General features: G+C 71.5%; 17 protein-coding genes. 7 read left to right on the top strand and 10 right to left on the bottom strand.

Annotated features, from left to right (window positions below; all coding sequences use genetic code 11):
- Positions 1-10: 10 nt before the first annotated feature.
- From GA0115254_RS26005 to GA0115254_RS25970, 8 genes are all read right to left on the bottom strand, one after another.
- The gene (locus GA0115254_RS26005) at positions 11-895 is read right to left on the bottom strand and encodes an alpha/beta fold hydrolase (protein WP_093897699.1); all 885 of its coding nucleotides are present in this window, start codon (positions 893-895) and stop codon (positions 11-13) included.
- Entirely contained in the window at positions 892-2046 is a 1155-nt protein-coding gene (locus GA0115254_RS26000; RefSeq protein WP_256102770.1) for a branched-chain amino acid ABC transporter permease, read from the bottom strand. Before GA0115254_RS26000 ends, GA0115254_RS26005 begins: the two co-directional genes overlap by 4 nt.
- A complete protein-coding gene (locus tag GA0115254_RS25995) occupies positions 2043-2930 on the bottom strand; it encodes a branched-chain amino acid ABC transporter permease (RefSeq protein ID WP_093897698.1) in 888 nt (295 codons plus the stop codon). The genes GA0115254_RS26000 and GA0115254_RS25995 overlap by 4 nt, the downstream gene beginning before the upstream one ends.
- On the bottom strand, positions 2930-3676 hold the full coding sequence (locus GA0115254_RS25990; RefSeq protein ID WP_093897697.1) for an ABC transporter ATP-binding protein: 747 nt from the start codon (positions 3674-3676) through the stop codon (positions 2930-2932). The genes GA0115254_RS25995 and GA0115254_RS25990 overlap by 1 nt, the downstream gene beginning before the upstream one ends.
- A complete protein-coding gene (locus tag GA0115254_RS25985; protein WP_093897696.1) occupies positions 3673-4464 on the bottom strand; it encodes an ABC transporter ATP-binding protein in 792 nt (263 codons plus the stop codon). The genes GA0115254_RS25990 and GA0115254_RS25985 overlap by 4 nt, the downstream gene beginning before the upstream one ends.
- A 3-nt stretch (positions 4465-4467) precedes the next feature.
- Positions 4468-5715, bottom strand: coding sequence for a substrate-binding domain-containing protein (locus GA0115254_RS25980; RefSeq protein WP_093897695.1), 1248 nt, complete (start codon positions 5713-5715; stop codon positions 4468-4470).
- Positions 5716-5925: 210 nt separating this feature from the next.
- A complete protein-coding gene (locus GA0115254_RS25975) occupies positions 5926-6276 on the bottom strand; it encodes a DUF4190 domain-containing protein (protein ID WP_093897744.1) in 351 nt (116 codons plus the stop codon).
- Between the two features lie 189 nt (positions 6277-6465).
- Positions 6466-7083, bottom strand: coding sequence for a TetR family transcriptional regulator (locus tag GA0115254_RS25970; RefSeq protein ID WP_093897694.1), 618 nt, complete (start codon positions 7081-7083; stop codon positions 6466-6468).
- Positions 7084-7313: 230 nt separating this feature from the next.
- Between GA0115254_RS25970 and GA0115254_RS25965 the strand changes: the two genes are divergently transcribed.
- From GA0115254_RS25965 to GA0115254_RS25955, 3 genes are all read left to right on the top strand, one after another.
- On the top strand, positions 7314-8645 hold the full coding sequence (locus tag GA0115254_RS25965) for a glycosyltransferase family 4 protein (protein ID WP_093897693.1): 1332 nt from the start codon (positions 7314-7316) through the stop codon (positions 8643-8645).
- A gap of 63 nt (positions 8646-8708) precedes the next feature.
- The gene (locus tag GA0115254_RS25960; RefSeq protein ID WP_093897692.1) at positions 8709-9467 is read left to right on the top strand and encodes a class I SAM-dependent methyltransferase; all 759 of its coding nucleotides are present in this window, start codon (positions 8709-8711) and stop codon (positions 9465-9467) included.
- The gene (locus GA0115254_RS25955) at positions 9464-10537 is read left to right on the top strand and encodes a prenyltransferase/squalene oxidase repeat-containing protein (protein ID WP_093897691.1); all 1074 of its coding nucleotides are present in this window, start codon (positions 9464-9466) and stop codon (positions 10535-10537) included. The genes GA0115254_RS25960 and GA0115254_RS25955 overlap by 4 nt, the downstream gene beginning before the upstream one ends.
- On the opposite strand, the gene GA0115254_RS25950 is transcribed toward GA0115254_RS25955, so the two are convergent.
- Positions 10534-10824, bottom strand: a complete 291-nt coding sequence (locus tag GA0115254_RS25950) for a hypothetical protein (RefSeq protein WP_093897690.1) — start codon at positions 10822-10824, stop codon at positions 10534-10536. The genes GA0115254_RS25955 and GA0115254_RS25950 overlap by 4 nt on opposite strands.
- 166 nt (positions 10825-10990) lie before the next feature.
- Here GA0115254_RS25950 and GA0115254_RS25945 point away from each other — a divergent pair, with 166 nt between their 5' ends.
- The 4 genes from GA0115254_RS25945 to GA0115254_RS25930 all read left to right on the top strand — a co-directional run bounded on the left by GA0115254_RS25945 (position 10991) and on the right by GA0115254_RS25930 (position 14135).
- Positions 10991-11545: a hypothetical protein gene (locus GA0115254_RS25945; RefSeq protein ID WP_093897743.1), complete on the top strand. Its 555-nt coding sequence runs from the start codon at positions 10991-10993 to the stop codon at positions 11543-11545.
- Positions 11546-11586: 41 nt separating this feature from the next.
- Complete coding sequence (locus GA0115254_RS25940) at positions 11587-12363, top strand: maleylpyruvate isomerase family mycothiol-dependent enzyme (RefSeq protein ID WP_093897689.1); 777 nt, start codon at positions 11587-11589, stop codon at positions 12361-12363.
- Positions 12364-12478: 115 nt separating this feature from the next.
- Positions 12479-13558, top strand: a complete 1080-nt coding sequence (locus tag GA0115254_RS25935; protein ID WP_093897688.1) for a PHP domain-containing protein — start codon at positions 12479-12481, stop codon at positions 13556-13558.
- 4 nt (positions 13559-13562) lie between these two features.
- Positions 13563-14135: a VOC family protein gene (locus GA0115254_RS25930; protein ID WP_093897687.1), complete on the top strand. Its 573-nt coding sequence runs from the start codon at positions 13563-13565 to the stop codon at positions 14133-14135.
- Here the strand turns inward: GA0115254_RS25930 and GA0115254_RS25925 are convergent.
- On the bottom strand, positions 14128-15135 hold the full coding sequence (locus GA0115254_RS25925) for an LLM class F420-dependent oxidoreductase (RefSeq protein ID WP_093897742.1): 1008 nt from the start codon (positions 15133-15135) through the stop codon (positions 14128-14130). The genes GA0115254_RS25930 and GA0115254_RS25925 overlap by 8 nt on opposite strands.
- Positions 15136-15211: the final 76 nt, after the last annotated feature.

Here is a 15211-nt window from a genome sequence, read left to right as displayed (position 1 = left end):
GTCTGTGCCCTCAGGCGCCGGACAGGGCCAGCAAGTGGTGTGCGATCACTCCGGCGCCCGCTTCTCCCGTGAGCAGCGTGTAGTGGTTGACGTCCCGGACCGGCACCGGTGTCACCTCCGTGCCCCCGAGGTCGGCCGCTGTCAGGCGGGTCTCGTCGTACAGGCCCTGCTCCTCGTTCATCAGGCCCCGCCGCGCCCACAGCAGTGTCGCCGGCGCCGGCAGCTTCCGTACCGCCGTCAGCACCTCCTCGTCGAAGAGGCCGATGCCGTCGGTGCGTACCGCCTCGATCCGGCAGGTGGAGTGCATGGCGGGTGCGTCCCCGGTCAGGTCGCGCTGGATGTACGCATCCACCTCGGCCGACCACGCACCCGCGAACGCCGGGTGCGCCTGCCAGAAGGAGCGGTAGGCGGCGCGGTCGGGGAAGGTCATCGACAGCCGGTCCATGGCCGGGCCGATCACGGCGGTCATCAGTTCGTCCGGGGAGAGATGGGTGGGGGCGGGGAAGCCGATGCCGCCGTCGACCAGCAGCAGCGGCCCGAACCGTTCCGGGTGCCGTACGGCGGCCAGTGCCGTCACGAACGCGCCCATCGAATGACCGGCCAGCACCACCCGGTCCAGCCCCAGGGCCCCGGTCAGGGCGGCGATGTCATCGGTGTGAGCGGCGATCCCGTACGGCCCCGGCAGGGCCGAACTCCCGGCCCGGCCACGCAGATCCGGGGCGATCAGGGTGATGCGGCCGTCCAGCAGCCTCGCCACCGGGCCCCAGGACAGCGCGTTGGCCGTGATGCCGTGCAGGGCGACGACGACCGGTGCGTCCGGCTCGCGGGCCGGCCACCTGAGTACCGCCAACTCGCCCCCGGTCACGGGGATCTGTACCTCTTCGTACGGAATCACGGGCGTTCGTTCTCCTTCCGGGCCTTCCTGGCCGGGAGTGTTTCGGTGGCGGCGGGCCTGCGGCGTACCGCCGCCAGCCGGGACGGCAGCCGGGCCAGGCCGCCCGGCAGCAGGTGTACCACGGCCACGAACAGCACCCCGAGCAGGAACAGCGGCTGGGAGAGCGGTACCCGCAGCACCCCGGGCAGATCGGCGACCGCGCCCGACCCGGCCAGATCGCCGAGCCGGTGATCGGCCCAGGTGTAGAGGATGCCGCCGACCATCGGGCCCCAGCGGGTGCCCGATCCGCCCAGCACCACCATCACCAGCAGCGAGAGGGTGAAGTCCGAGGTGGTCGTCTGGGGGGTCGAGCCGCCGGTGAGCAGCAGGTGCACCAGACCGCCCAGCGCGGCCAGCGCGCCCGCCAGGACGAAGGCAGTCAGCTTGAAGCCGTACGGCTTCAACCCCAGTACCTCCACCCGGCGTTCGTTCTCCTTGATGCCCTCCCAGACCCGTCCGGTGGGGGAGCGGACCGCCCAGTGGACGACGGCGAGGGTGAGGACCAGATAGGTGAGCGCCACCCAGTAGAGGTTCGCGGTGTGCTCGATGCCCACGAGCCCGGACGGCAGCAGATCCGCGGGGGCGGCCCGGCCCTCCTCGCCGCCGGTGAGACCACCGGGGTTGCGGGAGACCAGGATCGAGCCCGCCTGGGCGAAGGCCAGCGTCACCATGGAGAAGCCGATGCCGGTGACCCGCAGGCTCACCGACCCCAGGACCAACGCGAGCGCGATCCCGAAGCAGAGGCCGAGCAGTGCGGACACGGCGAACGGGAGGCCCGCCTCCAGCAGGAACATGTTGGTGGCGTAGCTGCCCGCGGCGAAGTAGAGCGCATGCCCGAAGGAGAGCAGCCCGGTACGGCCGAGCAGCAGGTCGTAGCCGGTTGCCAGCGCCCCGAAGAGGAGACAGGTGGCGAGGAGTTGGAGGCTGCCGGGGCTGCCGAGCGGCCCGTCCAGGAGTCCGGGCAGCGGCAGTGCGCTGTACGGCGCGACGGCGAGGACCAGCAGTGCGGCGGCGGGCCACCAGCGGCGCAGCAGCCGGGCGGTGTTCCCGGGGCCGGGTGCGACCGTGGGCTTTTCGCCGGTGCGGTCGTGTGTCTCGGTGACGGTGCTCACGCGAGCCTCCCGGTCAGTCCGCGCGGCCGCAGAAGCAGCAGCGCGGCGAGCAGGACGACGGCGGCCAGGTCGCCGAGGCCCGCTGCGGTGTAGTAGTTGGCGAACTGCTGGACCAGGCCGATGACGGCGGATGCCACGGCGGCGCCGGTCACCGAGCCCATGCCCCCGGTGACCACCACGACGAACGCGAAGATCAGCAGCGAGGTGCCCTGGCGGGGGTCGACCGAGCCGAAGTACAGGCCGCCGAGCGCCCCGCCGAGCGCGGCGGCGCAGCCGCCGATCGCGAAGACGAGCGTGAAAGCCTTCCGCACATCGATACCCAGGGCGGTGACCATCGCCCGGTCCTCGACGCCGGCCCGTACGACCAGACCGTGCCGGGTACGGCCGAGGAAGAGCCGCAGTGCGACGAGGACCACGACCGCCGCCGCGACGAGCACCAGCCGGTTGACCGGGACCTGGGCGCCGAGCAGCCCGAAGGTGCCGGACAGCGACTTCGGCCCGGGGAAGGTCCGGGCGTCCGAGCCCCAGATGCCCGACAGCAGCGCCGGGACGGCGAGCCCCACCCCGACCGTGGCGAGCACCTGCTCGCGCGGCCGGGTGTAGAGCGGGCGGACGACGGCGAGTTCCAGCAGCACGGCGGCCGCGGTGCCCACCGCTGTACCGAACAGGACCGCGAGGACGAAGCCCGCTCCGCCCGGGCCGGCGCCGGGCAGATTGCCGGACGCCGCCCACCAGGTGCCGTACGCCCCGATGGAGAGCAGCGCCCCGTGCGCGAAGTTGAGCACATCCATCAGGCCGAAGATCAGTGAAAGTCCCGATGCGATCAGGAAGTAGAGCGCCCCCAGACCGAGTCCGGTCATGGTGAGCAGAACGACGGTGGACATCAGGAATCCGCCTCCACGGAAGGTACTTCGATGGCCGGGCCGTGCCCCACGCCCAGCAGACGACGTGCCGCTTCCGCGTCGCCCAGCAGCTCGGCGGCCGGCCCCTGATGGGCCGTCCGGCCGTCGGCGAGCACCGCACAGTGCTCGGCCAGGCGCCGCACGACGGCGAGGTTCTGCTCCACGAGCAGCACCGGCACCGCCTCGGCGGCCCGCTCCAGCACCTGGGCGACCTCGGTGACCACCTTCGGCGCCAGGCCCTTGGTGGGTTCATCGGCGATGATCAGCCGGTTTCCGTTCAGGAGCGTCCGCCCGATGGCCACCATCTGCTGCTGCCCGCCGGACAATGTGCCCGCCAACTGCTTTTCCCGGCGCTTCAGTTCGGGGAAGAGCTCGTGGACGAGCGGGTACGCGGGCTCGCCCGCGCCGCGCCGCTCGGCCAGGCGCAGATTCTCCGCGACGGTCAGCCCGGCGAAGATGCCCCGGTCCTCGGGGGCGTAACCGATGCCCAGCCGCACCACGGTGTGGGTGGGCATCGACACGGTCTCCTCGCCGTCCAGCCGCACGCTGCCGGTGCGCGGGACGAGGCCGAGGACGCCGCGTACGGTCGTGGTCTTCCCGGCGCCGTTGCGGCCGAGGAGCGCGGTCACCCCGTGCCGGGCGACGTCCAGGTCCACGCCGTGCAGGATGTGCCGGCCGCCGATCAGGACCCGCAGGTCCCGTACGGCGAGCAGGTCCCCTGTCGTCACAACCCCTCCCCGAGATAGGCCTGTTGAACGGTCGGGTCGGCGGTCACCGTCTCCGGGGTGTCCAGCGCCAGCAGCCTTCCGTGGTGCATCACGGCGAGCCGGTCGGCAAGTCCCAGCAGGACGTCCATGTGGTGCTCGACCATCAGGACGGTGCGGCCCTCGTCCCGGTGCAGGGTGCGGATCAGTTCGGTCAGTGCGGGGACCTCCTCCGCGCTCACCCCGGCCATCGGCTCGTCGAGCAGCATCAGCCGCGGCTCGCCCACCAGCAGCACCGCGAGCTCCAGCTTCCGCTTCTCGCCGTGCGACAGCTCGGACGCCGTCGCCCGTGCCCGGTGGCCGAGGCCGGTGCGCTCCAGTACGCCGTTCACCTCGGCGGTGTACGGGGAAGCGCGCCGCCACAGCCGGTACGAGCCGCCCCGGGCCGCCTGGGCGGCCAGCCGGACGTGGTCGGCCACGCTCATCCCGGGCCAGAGGCTGGACGTCTGGAACGTGCGGCCGATGCCGCGCCTCGCCCGTGCGTGCGCGGGGCGTTCCGTTATGTCCGTACCGTCCAGCGCGATCGTGCCCGACGTGGCCATGGTCAGTCCGCTGATCAGGTTGAACAGAGAGGTCTTACCGGCCCCGTTGGGGCCGATGAAGGCGAGGAACTCGCCCTCGTGGACGCTCAGCGTGACGTCCTCGACGATCGTCGCCCCGCCGACGCCCCAGCCGAGCCCGGCCAGTTGAAGCACCGGGGAGGTGTTCCGCCCCCCGCCCCGGCGCTCCGCGGTGGTGTCCGGTACGGCCATCGGTCAGCCCGCCGAGGGCTTGGCGGGCGGCGCCACCTTGTCCATCGGCTCGGTGCTCACCAGCTCCGGCCGGGCACCGGCGCCGTTCCCCTTGAGCTTCGCGACGAACATCGGCTGCACCAGTGCGTGGTCCTCGGCACGGACCTGCTCCTTGCCCTTCACCCCGTCGAAGCTCCAGCCCTCGAGGGCCTTGACCATGGCGGCGGAATCGGTGGCGCCGCCCTCCTCGACGGCGCGCACGACCATCTGCGCCGCGGTGAAACCGTCGGGGGTGAACAGGTCCGGGGTGCCGCCGGCCTTGGTGACCGAGTCGAGCATGGACTTCTCCACGGCGTTGCCGCCGCCCGCGCCGGGGAAGTAGTGCGCCAGGAACGACACCTTGGAACCGGCGTTCCCGAAGACCGGGTACGAGGCCGTTCCGGCGAGACCCGTGACGACCTTGGCCGCCCCCAGCACGCCCTGCTGGTCCAGTGCGGTCCACAGCGCCGGTGCGGTGGAGCCGGCCCAGGCGACGAAGACCAGATCGGGCCCGCCCGCCTTGACCTGCCGGGCGAACGGGGTCAGGTCGGTGGCGCTGGGCGGAGCCAGTACGGAGCCCACCTTCGCGCCCTTGGAGCCGAGGACGGCCTTCACGGCGGCGACATTGGCCTGGCCGAAGGTGGAGTCCTGGGCCAGCACCGTGACCTTCTTGCCCTTGGCCTCGCCGAGCATCGTTCCGGCCGTGAGGATGTCCTGGTAGGACTGCCGGCCCGAGCGGAAGGTGTAGTCGTTGATGCCGGTCACGGCGTCGGTGGCGGCGGGGCCGCTGATGTACAGCACCTTGTTCTGGGCGGCGAGCGGCGCCATCTGGAGGGCCACCCCGGAATCGGTGGTGCCGGCCAGCACCTTGTAGCCCTTGCCGATCAGGTTCTTGGCCGCGGCGACCGCCTTGCCCGGGTCGCCCGCGTCGTCCTGCTCGGTGACCTCGATACGGTGCCCGGCGACCTTGCCGGTGCCTTTCGTCGCGTAGTCCAGGCCCGCCATGAACCCGTCGCGGTACTGCTTCCCGTAGTCCGCCAGCAGTCCCGTACGGGAGTAGACCAGGCCCACCTTCACGCTCTGGTCCTTCGCGTCCTTTCCGGACGCGGAATCGGCCTCGCCCGCCTTCCCGGCGGCGGTGCACCCGACCAGCAGCAGGCCGGCCGAGGCCAGCGTGACGACGGCGGAGAGAGATCTGCGGTGACGGGCGGTGCCTGTGGCTCTGCGACGCATGGTGACCGGCTCCTCGGCGTATTCATGTGATGTCGCCGAACCGTATGAACACCGTGCCGCCGTCGACATGGTGCAAGGAACCCCACCTGACGCGCTGCGCATGTGGGGGCCGCACATGGGCCGGGAAAGCCGAAGCCGCGCCGGGGAACCGGATCGTACGGTTCCCCGGCGCGGCCGGTACGTGGTGCGAGGGTCCTGGGCGGTGGCCCGTCACATCGCGCTGATGCCCTGGACGGTGGCCACGATCACGCCGAGCGCGGCGAACGCGATGCCGACGCTGCCCATCACGATGCCGGCGACCGCCTGGCCGCGGCCGCCGCCCTCGCCACGGTCGGCCATGCGCTTGGCCGAGACGCCGAGGCACAGCGCGATGATCGGCAGGATGATCGGGATGAGCACCAGGCCGAGGATGCCGAGCACCATCGAGGCGGTCGCCTTGCCGCTGGGCAGCGCGGCACCACCGGGGTATCCGTAGCCGGCCGGCGGCTGGGCGCCGTATCCCGGTCCGCCCGGGACCTGCGTCCCCGTCGCGCCGCCTGCGGTGTCTGACTGGTCAGGCATGTCTTCCTCTCCGTCGGTGCTGGTCATGGCCATGATAAGGAGCGGCCTGTGACCCTTTCGGTCAGAACGGTGAGAGGAGTGTGATGAAAACGCCGCGAAACGGGGACCGTGTGTGCTAAGACCGACCGGCAAATGGGGGCGGCGTCGCGGGGCTGGGCACGCGACGCCGCCCCCCATTTGCCGGTCGGTCTAAGGCTGAGGCGCTTCCGCGGGCTTCGTCACGTCGATCAGCCGGCACACCGTCTCGATGTCTATCTTCACCTGGGCGATCGACGCCCGCCCCGACAGCCAGGTGATCAGCGCCGAGTGCCAGGTGTGCTCGATGACCCGGACCGCGGACAGCTGCTCCGGCGTCGGATGCTCCAGGCCCATCGCGTCCAGGATGATCGCCGTCGTGATCCGCGAGACGGTGTCCACCTCCGGGCTGACGCTGCGGTCCGCGAAGGTCAGCGCCCGCACCATCGCATCCGCCAGATGCGGTTCGCGCTGCAGTGCGCGGAACGCCCGCATCAGGGTGTCGGCGACCCGCTGCGCCGCGTCGTCCCCGGCCGGGGGGCGCTTGTGCAGCGTCGTGTGCATGTGCTGGAGCTGGTCCTGCATGGTGGCGACCAGTAGATGGATCTTGGACGGGAAGTAGCGGTACAGCGTGCCCAGGGCGACCTCGGCGGCCTCCGCGACCTCACGCATCTGCACCGCCTCGAATCCGCCCCTGCCGGCGAGCTGGGCGCTGGCGTGCAGGATGCGGCGGCGGCGGGCCTCCTGCCGCTCCGTCAGCGGCGGCGATGCCGGCTTGGCTTCCGCTGTCATGTGTCCCCATCCATGGCTTCTGTCCGCAACCGGAGGGAGGCGCTCGGTCTCCCGGCGGCGCACAGCATGCCAGGGTGGCCGGTCGTGGCGCGAATCACCTGATCCGGCCGTTGCGCCGACGCTACCTGCCGGTAGATTCGTAGCTCATTGAACGATCCAGTCTGAAACTTGTTCTAGATTAGCGTGAGCGGTTACGCTCCGGCGAACACGCAGTGAGAAGGGGGCCGAGTGTGACCGCTGAGGCCATAGAGTCGGGCCCCCGCACGGGCAGCGACGTGTCGGGCAGCCCCGGCGAACGCCCGCTGCGCATCGCACTCCTCACCTACAAGGGCAATCCTTTCTGCGGCGGCCAGGGCGTCTACGTACGCCACCTCGGCCGCGAGCTCGCCCGCCTCGGCCACAGCGTCGAAGTGATCGGCGCCCAGCCCTATCCGGTGCTCGACGAGGGCGTCCCGCTCACCGAACTGCCGAGCCTGGACCTCTACCGCCAGCCCGACCCCTTCCGTACCCCGAAGCGCGGCGAGTACCGGGACTGGATCGACGCCGCCGAGGTCGCCACCATGTGGACCGGCGGCTTCCCGGAACCCCTCACCTTCAGCCTGCGCGTTCGACGCCATCTCGCCGCCCGTCGCGGCGAGTTCGACGTCATCCACGACAACCAGACCCTCGGATACGGGCTGTTGGCGGACCTCGGCGCCCCGCTCGTCACCACGATCCACCACCCCATAACGGTCGACCGGCAGTTGGACCTGGACGCCGCCGAGACCCGTCGTCGGCGCGCATCTGTCCGCCGCTGGTACGCCTTCACCCGCATGCAGAAGCGGGTCGCGCGCCGGCTGCCCTCGGTACTCACCGTCTCCGGCTCCTCCAAGCAGGAGATCGTCGACCATCTCGGGGTGCGGGGGGACCGTATCCACGTCGTGCACATCGGCGCGGACACCGACCTGTGGTCGCCCGACCCGTCGGTCGCCGAGGTTCCCGGCCGGATCGTCACCACCTCCAGCGCCGACGTCCCGCTGAAGGGCCTCGTCCACCTCGTCGAGGCGCTCGCCGAGCTCCGTACCGAGAACCCACAGGCGCACCTCGTGGTCGTCGGCAAGCGGGCCGAGGACGGGCCGGTCGCGCAGGCCATCGAGCGGCACGGACTCCGGGACGCCGTCGAGTTCGTCAAGGGCATCAGCGATGCCGAACTCGTCGACCTGGTGCGCAGCGCCCAGATCGCCTGCGTCCCCTCGCTGTACGAAGGCTTCTCACTGCCCGCTGCCGAGGCCATGGCCACCGGCACGCCCCTCGTCGCCACCACCGGCGGTGCGATCCCCGAGGTCGCGGGCCCGGACGGCGAGACCTGCCTGGCCGTCCCACCCGCCGACGCCGGGGCGCTGGCCGGGGCGCTCGCCCGGCTGCTCGGCGACCCGGAACTGCGGGCCCGGCTCGGCGCCGCGGGCCGCGCCCGGGTGCTCTCCCGGTTCACCTGGAAGCAGGCCGCCATCGGCACCGCCGCCCTCTACCGCGAGGCGATCGCCGCCCGCACCGGTACCGCGCGCCCCGGCGGCCGTCGTTGACACCGCCGCCCGTCCTCGTCGTCCCCGCCCACTGATCCCCCTCGACCGCGAAAGCAGGCATTCGTGCTGACCGTGGACTTCACCCGCTTCCCGCTCGCCGCAGGTGACCGAGTGCTCGACCTGGGCTGCGGCGCCGGACGCCACGCCTTCGAGTGCTACCGGCGCGGCGCCCAGGTCGTGGCACTCGACCGGAACGGCGAGGAGATCCGCGAGGTCGCGAAGTGGTTCGCCGCGATGAAGGAGGCCGGGGAGGCCCCCGAGGGCGCCACCGCCACCGCGATGGAGGGCGACGCACTCAATCTGCCGTTCCCCGACGAGTCCTTCGACGTCGTGATCATCTCCGAGGTGATGGAGCACATCCCCGACGACAAAGGTGTGCTCGCCGAGATGGTCAGGGTCCTCAGGCCCGGCGGACGGATCGCGATCACCGTGCCGCGCTATGGCCCCGAGAAGGTCTGCTGGACGCTCTCCGACGCGTACCACGAGGTCGAGGGCGGTCACATCCGCATCTACCGGGCCGACGAACTGCTCGGCAAGATCCGCGGCGCCGGCCTCAAGCCGTACGGCACCCACCATGCCCACGCCCTGCACGCGCCGTACTGGTGGCTGAAGTGCGCGTTCGGCGTGGACAACGACAAGTCGCTGCCGGTCCGCGCGTACCACAAGCTGCTGGTCTGGGACATCATGAAGAAGCCGGCCGTCACCCGGGTTGCCGAGCAGCTGCTCAACCCGGTCGTCGGCAAGAGCTTCGTGGCGTACGCGACCAAGCCGCACCTGCCCGCGGCCGCCGCTGCCGAGGACCTCTCCAGGGCCGAGGCGTGACCACTCCCGAGCAGACCGAACACCTCGTACTGCCCGGAGTCCTCACCGCCGAGCAGGCCGCCGAGACCGTCGCAGCCCTCCTCGCCGCGCAGTGCGAGGACGGTGCGCTGCCCTGGTTCCGCGGCCACCACCTCGACCCGTGGGACCACACCGAGGCCGCCATGGCCCTCGACGCGGCCGGTGAGCATGCCGCCGCGGAACGTGCGTACGACTGGCTGGCCCGGCATCAGAACGAGGACGGCTCCTGGTACGCCGCGTACCACGACGGAGACCCGGAGCAGCCGACCGACCGCGGTCTGGAGACCAACTTCTGCGCGTACGTGGCCGTCGGTGTCTGGCATCACTACCTCGCCACCGGCGACGACGCGTTCGTCGACCGGATGTGGCCGACGGTCTACGCCGCCGTCGAATTCGTGCTCCGGCTCCAGCAGCCCGGCGGCCAGATCGGCTGGAAGCGCGAAGCCGACGGAACCCCCGTCGAGGACGCGCTGCTGACCGGCTGCTCCTCCATCCACCAGGCACTGCGCTGCGCGCTCGCCATCGCCGAACGGCGCGAAGAGCCGCAGCCCGACTGGGAACTGGCGACCGGTGCGCTGGCCCACGCGATCCGCAACCATCCGGAACGCTTCCTGGACAAGAGCCGCTACTCGATGGACTGGTACTACCCGATCCTCGGCGGCGCGGTCACCGGAGCGGCCGCCAAGGAGCGGATGGAGGAGAGCTGGGACCGCTTCGTGGTCCCCGGCCTCGGGGTGCGCTGTGTGCTGCCCAATCCGTGGGTGACCGGTGGCGAGAGCTGTGAACTCGCCCTGTCGCTCTGGGTGATGGGCGAATCCGACCGGGCGCTGGAGATCCTCCAGTCCATCCGGCATCTGCGCGCCGACGGCGGCATGTACTGGACGGGATACGTCTTCGAGGGCAACCGGGCGTTCTGGCCGGAGGAACTCACCACCTGGACCGCCGGTTCGCTGCTCCTCGCGGTGGCCGCGCTAGGCGGCGACGAGGCGACCACCGCGGTCTTCGGCGGCGAACGGCTGCCGCGCGGGCTGGAACCGGACTGCTGCGGCTAGTGCCGGATGCGGGCGGCCACCGCGTGACCCACGAAGAGGTGGACGACGGCGGCCAGCCCGTATCCGGAGACCACCCGCGCCCACGCCTCGTCGAAGGTGAACAGGTCGTACGACCAGCCGGCCAGCCAGCGTGCGGTGTGCCGGACGACATTCACCAGGTCATTGCCCCGGTTGGCCTCCAGCAGGTACATCAGGATCCACAAGCCGATGACGAAGGCCATGAGGTCGGCCACGACGGCTATGACACGTGCTGCGGTGGTGCTTCTCGTTCCTGTTCGAGGAGACATGGGTTCCGGGTTGCCGTTTTCCGGCGGGAGAAACCCGGACGGCGGCCCCGAGTGGCACGCCGCCCGGGGCCGGGCGAGCCTTGAGGAGAGTGCCCAGAGGCGTCACTCACCGTAGAGATCGTCGTGATGCGCCCGGCCAGGGAGGCCCGCTGTGCCCAGTTCCGCCGTGAACCGTCCCGTACCGCTTCGCCGTCTGCTCGTGTCGCTGCTGCTGTCCTGCGCCGTACTGGCGGGCGCCACCGCGTGCGGCGGCGGCAACGAGAGCAAGACCGCGAGCAGCTCCGCCTCCCCGAGCGGCACGTCCTCGGCCGAGGCGCAGAAGTTCGCCAAGACGCGGTTCGTCGCAAACGCGGGGCTCGCGGCCGGTGCGACATACCAGTGGATCGTGAAGCCGTACCGTGCGGGCACGTTCAAGAAGGGCGCGGACGGACGGACGTTCGCTCTGGTCAAGGCCGGGCTCGCGGGCGGCTTCGCCTACAACCGGCTGAAGGCCGCGGTGGTCAACGCCAAGGGCGACCCGCTGCTGTCGAAGGCGGTCGCGCCGCTGACGGCGGGCATCGAATCGCTCAAGGGGCTCGGCAGCAAGCTCCGCAAGGGCGAGGCGGGCGCGGGCGACATCGGCGCCTTCGAGAGCGTGATCGGCGGCATCAAGGACGCGGGCAAGAGCGCGGGCGCCGAGGTGAAGGACAGGGTGCCCACCAGCTCGCAACTCGGCGGATAACCGATGGGATCCCGGCCCTCGGTCTGACTAGGGTGCGTGTCATGAGCGCACTCCCGCACGACCTCTACTGTGACGAAATCATGGACCGCACCGACGCGTTGAGGGCGGCGATCAAGGACGCAGACCTCAACGCGACCGTCCCGACCTGCCCCGACTGGACGCTGCGCGATCTCGCCGTCCACGTCGGCGGAGCGCACCGCTGGGTGGGCGAGATCGTACGTACCCGGGCCACCGACGTGGTCCCGCACGATCGGGTGCCGGAGTCCAGGCCCGAGGGCGACGACCCTGCCGTGCTGGACGCGTGGCTGGCGGACGGTGCGGCGAGGAGCGTCGAGGCGCTGCGGGCGGCCGGCCCGGACCAGGAGGTCTGGTCCTGGGCGTGGGAGCGGAGCACGGGCTTCTGGGCACGCCGCATGGCGCACGAGACGATCGTCCACCAGGCAGACGCGGCGCTCACCGCGAAGTCCGGCTACGAGGTGGCTCCTGAGCTGGCCGCCGACACCATCGAGGAGTGGCTGGAGATCGTCGCCTTCGTGCAGGCCGGGGGCGACAAGGAGGCCGCCGGACCGCGCGGCGGCGGGCGCTCGATCCATCTGCACGCCACGGACGCGCCGGGTGCCGAATGGCTGATCGAGCTCGGTGAGGACGGCTTCACCTGGCGACGCGCCCACGAGAAGGCGACCGTGACACTGCGGGGCCCGCTCACCGACGTCATGCTGGTCTTCAACCGGCGCCTCGCTCCGGACAGCGACCGGGTCGAGGTGCTGGGGGACGCGGAACTGCTGGACTTCTGGCTGGAGCGCTCGGCGTTCGGCTGAGCCCCCACCGGCAGCTGCCCGCTGGGCGGTCCCCGTCCGCTGTGCGGACGCGGCGGCGCTGAGCCAAGCTGGAGAGGACAGACCGTTGTGTCCGGCGGCCCCTGTGGAGGTGCCGATGGAGCCCGTCCGCGCCCTGAAACGGATCGCCTTCCTGCTGGAACGCGGCAGGGCCGACACCTACCGCGTGCAGGCATTCCGTACGGCCGCCGACGTGGTGGCGGCGATGACGGACGGCGAGGCCGCACAGCGGGTGGCGGACGGCTCGCTGGAGTCGGTCAGGGGCATCGGGCCGAAGACCGCGCAGGTGATACGCGAGGCGGTGGCCGGGGAAGTGCCCGGCTACCTGGAGCGACTGGAGGAGGAGGCCGCTGCCGCCCCGCTCCCTGACGGGGGCCGGAGCCTCCTCGCCCTGCTGCGCGGCGACTGCCATCTGCACTCCGACTGGTCGGACGGCGGCAGCCCGATCGAGGAGATGGGCCGCACGGCGGCGGAGCTGGGCCGTGAGTGGGCGGTCCTCACCGACCACTCGCCCCGGCTGACCGTGGCGAACGGGCTCTCCCCGGAGCGACTGCGCCGGCAGCTGGACGTGATCGCCGGGCTCAACGCGGGCTGGGCGCCGTTCCGGCTGCTCACCGGCATCGAGTGCGACATCCTCCCCGACGGCTCCCTCGACCAGGAGGAGGAACTGCTGGAGCAGCTGGACGTCGTGGTGGTCTCCGTACACTCCGAACTGCGGATGGACGCTGCCCCGATGACCGGACGCCTGCTCGCGGCCGTCCGCCATCCCCGGGCGAACGTCCTCGGGCACTGCACCGGGCGGCTGATCACCGGCCGGGGCCGCCCGGAGTCCCGGTTCGATGCGGACGAGGTATTTGCCGCGTGCGCGGAGGCGGGCACGGCGGTGGAGATCAACAGCCGGCCCGAACGGCTCGATCCGCCCCGCAGGCTGCTGCGCCGCGCCGTCGCCGCGGGCACCCTGTTCTCCATCGACACCGACGCACACGCGCCCGGACAGCTGGACTGGCAGATCCACGGCTGCGCCCGCGCCGAGGAGTGCCACGTACCGGCGGAACGCGTCATCACCACGTGGTCGGCCGACGAACTGCTGGCCTGGTCGCGCGGGGACACGACCCCGGAGCGGGCCCGCTCCGGGGCGGACGGGGCGGTCTGCGCAGCCCCGGGACAGGAGCGGTGAACCCATGACGGCCACAAGCGTGCGAGGCATCGACCACATCGGGGTCACGGTCCCCGACCTGGAGACAGCCACCCTCTTTCTTGCCAGGGCGTTCGGCGCCGAGGTGCTGTACGACAGCCTGCGCCGCCAGGACCACCCGCAGGGCGGGCCGGACGTCGAGCGGCGGCTCGGAGTTCCGGCGGGCACAAAGCAGTTGGCGATCCGGATGCTGGCCCTTCCCGGCGACGGTCCGGGCATCGAGCTGTTCGAGTTCCAGGGCCCCCGCCGGGAACCACCGGTGCTGCCCTGCGACTTCGGCTGGCAGCATGTGGCGCTCTACGCCGACGATCTGGACGCGGCCGTGCGGGACTGTGTCGCCGCGGGAGCCTCGCTGCTCGCGCAGCCGCAGCCGCTGCCGGGCCCCGAAGCGGGGGAGCGCAACCGGTTCGCGTACCTGCGCACCCCATGGGGCAGCACGCTGGTACTCCTGACGTACCCCGACCCCCAGCCCTGGGAGCGCACCGCGCCACGACGGCGGGTGCGTCCCGCGCCGGTCGGCACCGGGGGCTGGCCGACGGACCCGGCTCGGCCTAGTTGAGCTCGGCGAGCACCCGCAGCGTGTGCGGGTCCGGTGCCGTCACCAGCAGATCGGTCACCGGTCCCTTGCGCCACAACTCCATCCGCTCCGCGATCCGTTGACGGGGCCCGACGAGCGAGATCTCATCGGCGAACGCGTCCGGCACGGCCAGCACCGCCTCCTCCTTGCGCCCTTCGAGGAACAACTGCTGGATCCGCCGCGCCTCGTCCTCGAATCCCATCCGCGCCATCAGGTCGGCATGGAAGTTACGCGCCGCGTGCCCCATCCCCCCGATGTAGAAGCCGAGCATCGCCTTCACCGGCAGCAGCCCCTCGGCGACATCGTCACAGACCTGTGCACGGGCCATCGGCGCGACCATGAATCCGTCGGGCAGGTCCGTGAGCGACGCCTCGTACACATCGGTGCGCAACGGTGACCAGTACAGCGGCAGCCAGCCGTCGGCGATCCTCGTCGTCTGCGCGATGTTCTTCGGCCCCTCCGCCCCGAGCAGTACGGGCAGCCGGGACCGCAGCGGATGGGTGATCGGCTTCAGCGGCTTGCCCAGACCGGTGGCGTCCGGACCGTTGTACGGGTGGGAGTGGAAGCGCCCGTCCAGCTCAACGGGCGCCTCACGGCTGAGCACTTGGCGTATGACGTCGACGTACTCGCGGGTCGCGGTCAGCGGGCTCCTCGGGAACGGCCGCCCGTACCAGCCCTCCACCACCTGCGGGCCGGACAGCCCCAGGCCGAGCATCATCCGGCCGCCGGAGAGATGGTCGAGGGTCAGGGCGTGCATGGCGGTCGCCGTCGGGGTGCGCGCCGCCATCTGTGCGATACCGGTGCCCAGCCGGATGCGGGAGGTGTGCGCGGCGATCCAGGTCAGCGGGGTGAACGCGTCGGAGCCCCAGGCCTCCGCCGTCCACACCGAGCCGTACCCCAGCTCCTCCGCCTCCCGGGCGAGCTCCAGATGGGCGGGGTTCGGGCCGCGGCCCCAGTAACCGAGCGCGAGTCCGAGCCGCATTCCGTTGCCTCCCACCATTTCTGACGGTGTGTCAGATCATTGATGCATGGACGGAGAGTACGGCAGCGGCCCCCCG

The organism is Streptomyces sp. Ncost-T10-10d, from assembly GCF_900091955.1.
Classification (GTDB): Bacteria; Actinomycetota; Actinomycetes; order Streptomycetales; family Streptomycetaceae; genus Streptomyces.
This window is presented reverse-complemented; position numbering and strand designations above follow the sequence as displayed.

Excerpts from the sequence above, each read along its gene's own strand:
- GA0115254_RS25995 (WP_093897698.1), bottom strand. The coding sequence starts at position 2,930 with ATGTCCACCGTCGTTCTGCTCACCATGACCGGACTCGGTCTGGGGGCG.
- GA0115254_RS25985 (WP_093897696.1), bottom strand. The coding sequence starts at position 4,464 with ATGGCCGTACCGGACACCACCGCGGAGCGCCGGGGCGGGGGGCGGAAC.
- GA0115254_RS25980 (WP_093897695.1), bottom strand. The coding sequence starts at position 5,715 with ATGCGTCGCAGAGCCACAGGCACCGCCCGTCACCGCAGATCTCTCTCC.
- GA0115254_RS25975 (WP_093897744.1), bottom strand. The coding sequence starts at position 6,276 with ATGCCTGACCAGTCAGACACCGCAGGCGGCGCGACGGGGACGCAGGTC.
- GA0115254_RS25970 (WP_093897694.1), bottom strand. The coding sequence starts at position 7,083 with ATGACAGCGGAAGCCAAGCCGGCATCGCCGCCGCTGACGGAGCGGCAG.
- GA0115254_RS25950 (WP_093897690.1), bottom strand. The coding sequence starts at position 10,824 with ATGTCTCCTCGAACAGGAACGAGAAGCACCACCGCAGCACGTGTCATA.
- GA0115254_RS25940 (WP_093897689.1), top strand. The coding sequence starts at position 11,587 with ATGAGCGCACTCCCGCACGACCTCTACTGTGACGAAATCATGGACCGC.
- GA0115254_RS25935 (WP_093897688.1), top strand. The coding sequence starts at position 12,479 with ATGGAGCCCGTCCGCGCCCTGAAACGGATCGCCTTCCTGCTGGAACGC.
- GA0115254_RS25930 (WP_093897687.1), top strand. The coding sequence starts at position 13,563 with ATGACGGCCACAAGCGTGCGAGGCATCGACCACATCGGGGTCACGGTC.
- GA0115254_RS25925 (WP_093897742.1), bottom strand. The coding sequence starts at position 15,135 with ATGCGGCTCGGACTCGCGCTCGGTTACTGGGGCCGCGGCCCGAACCCC.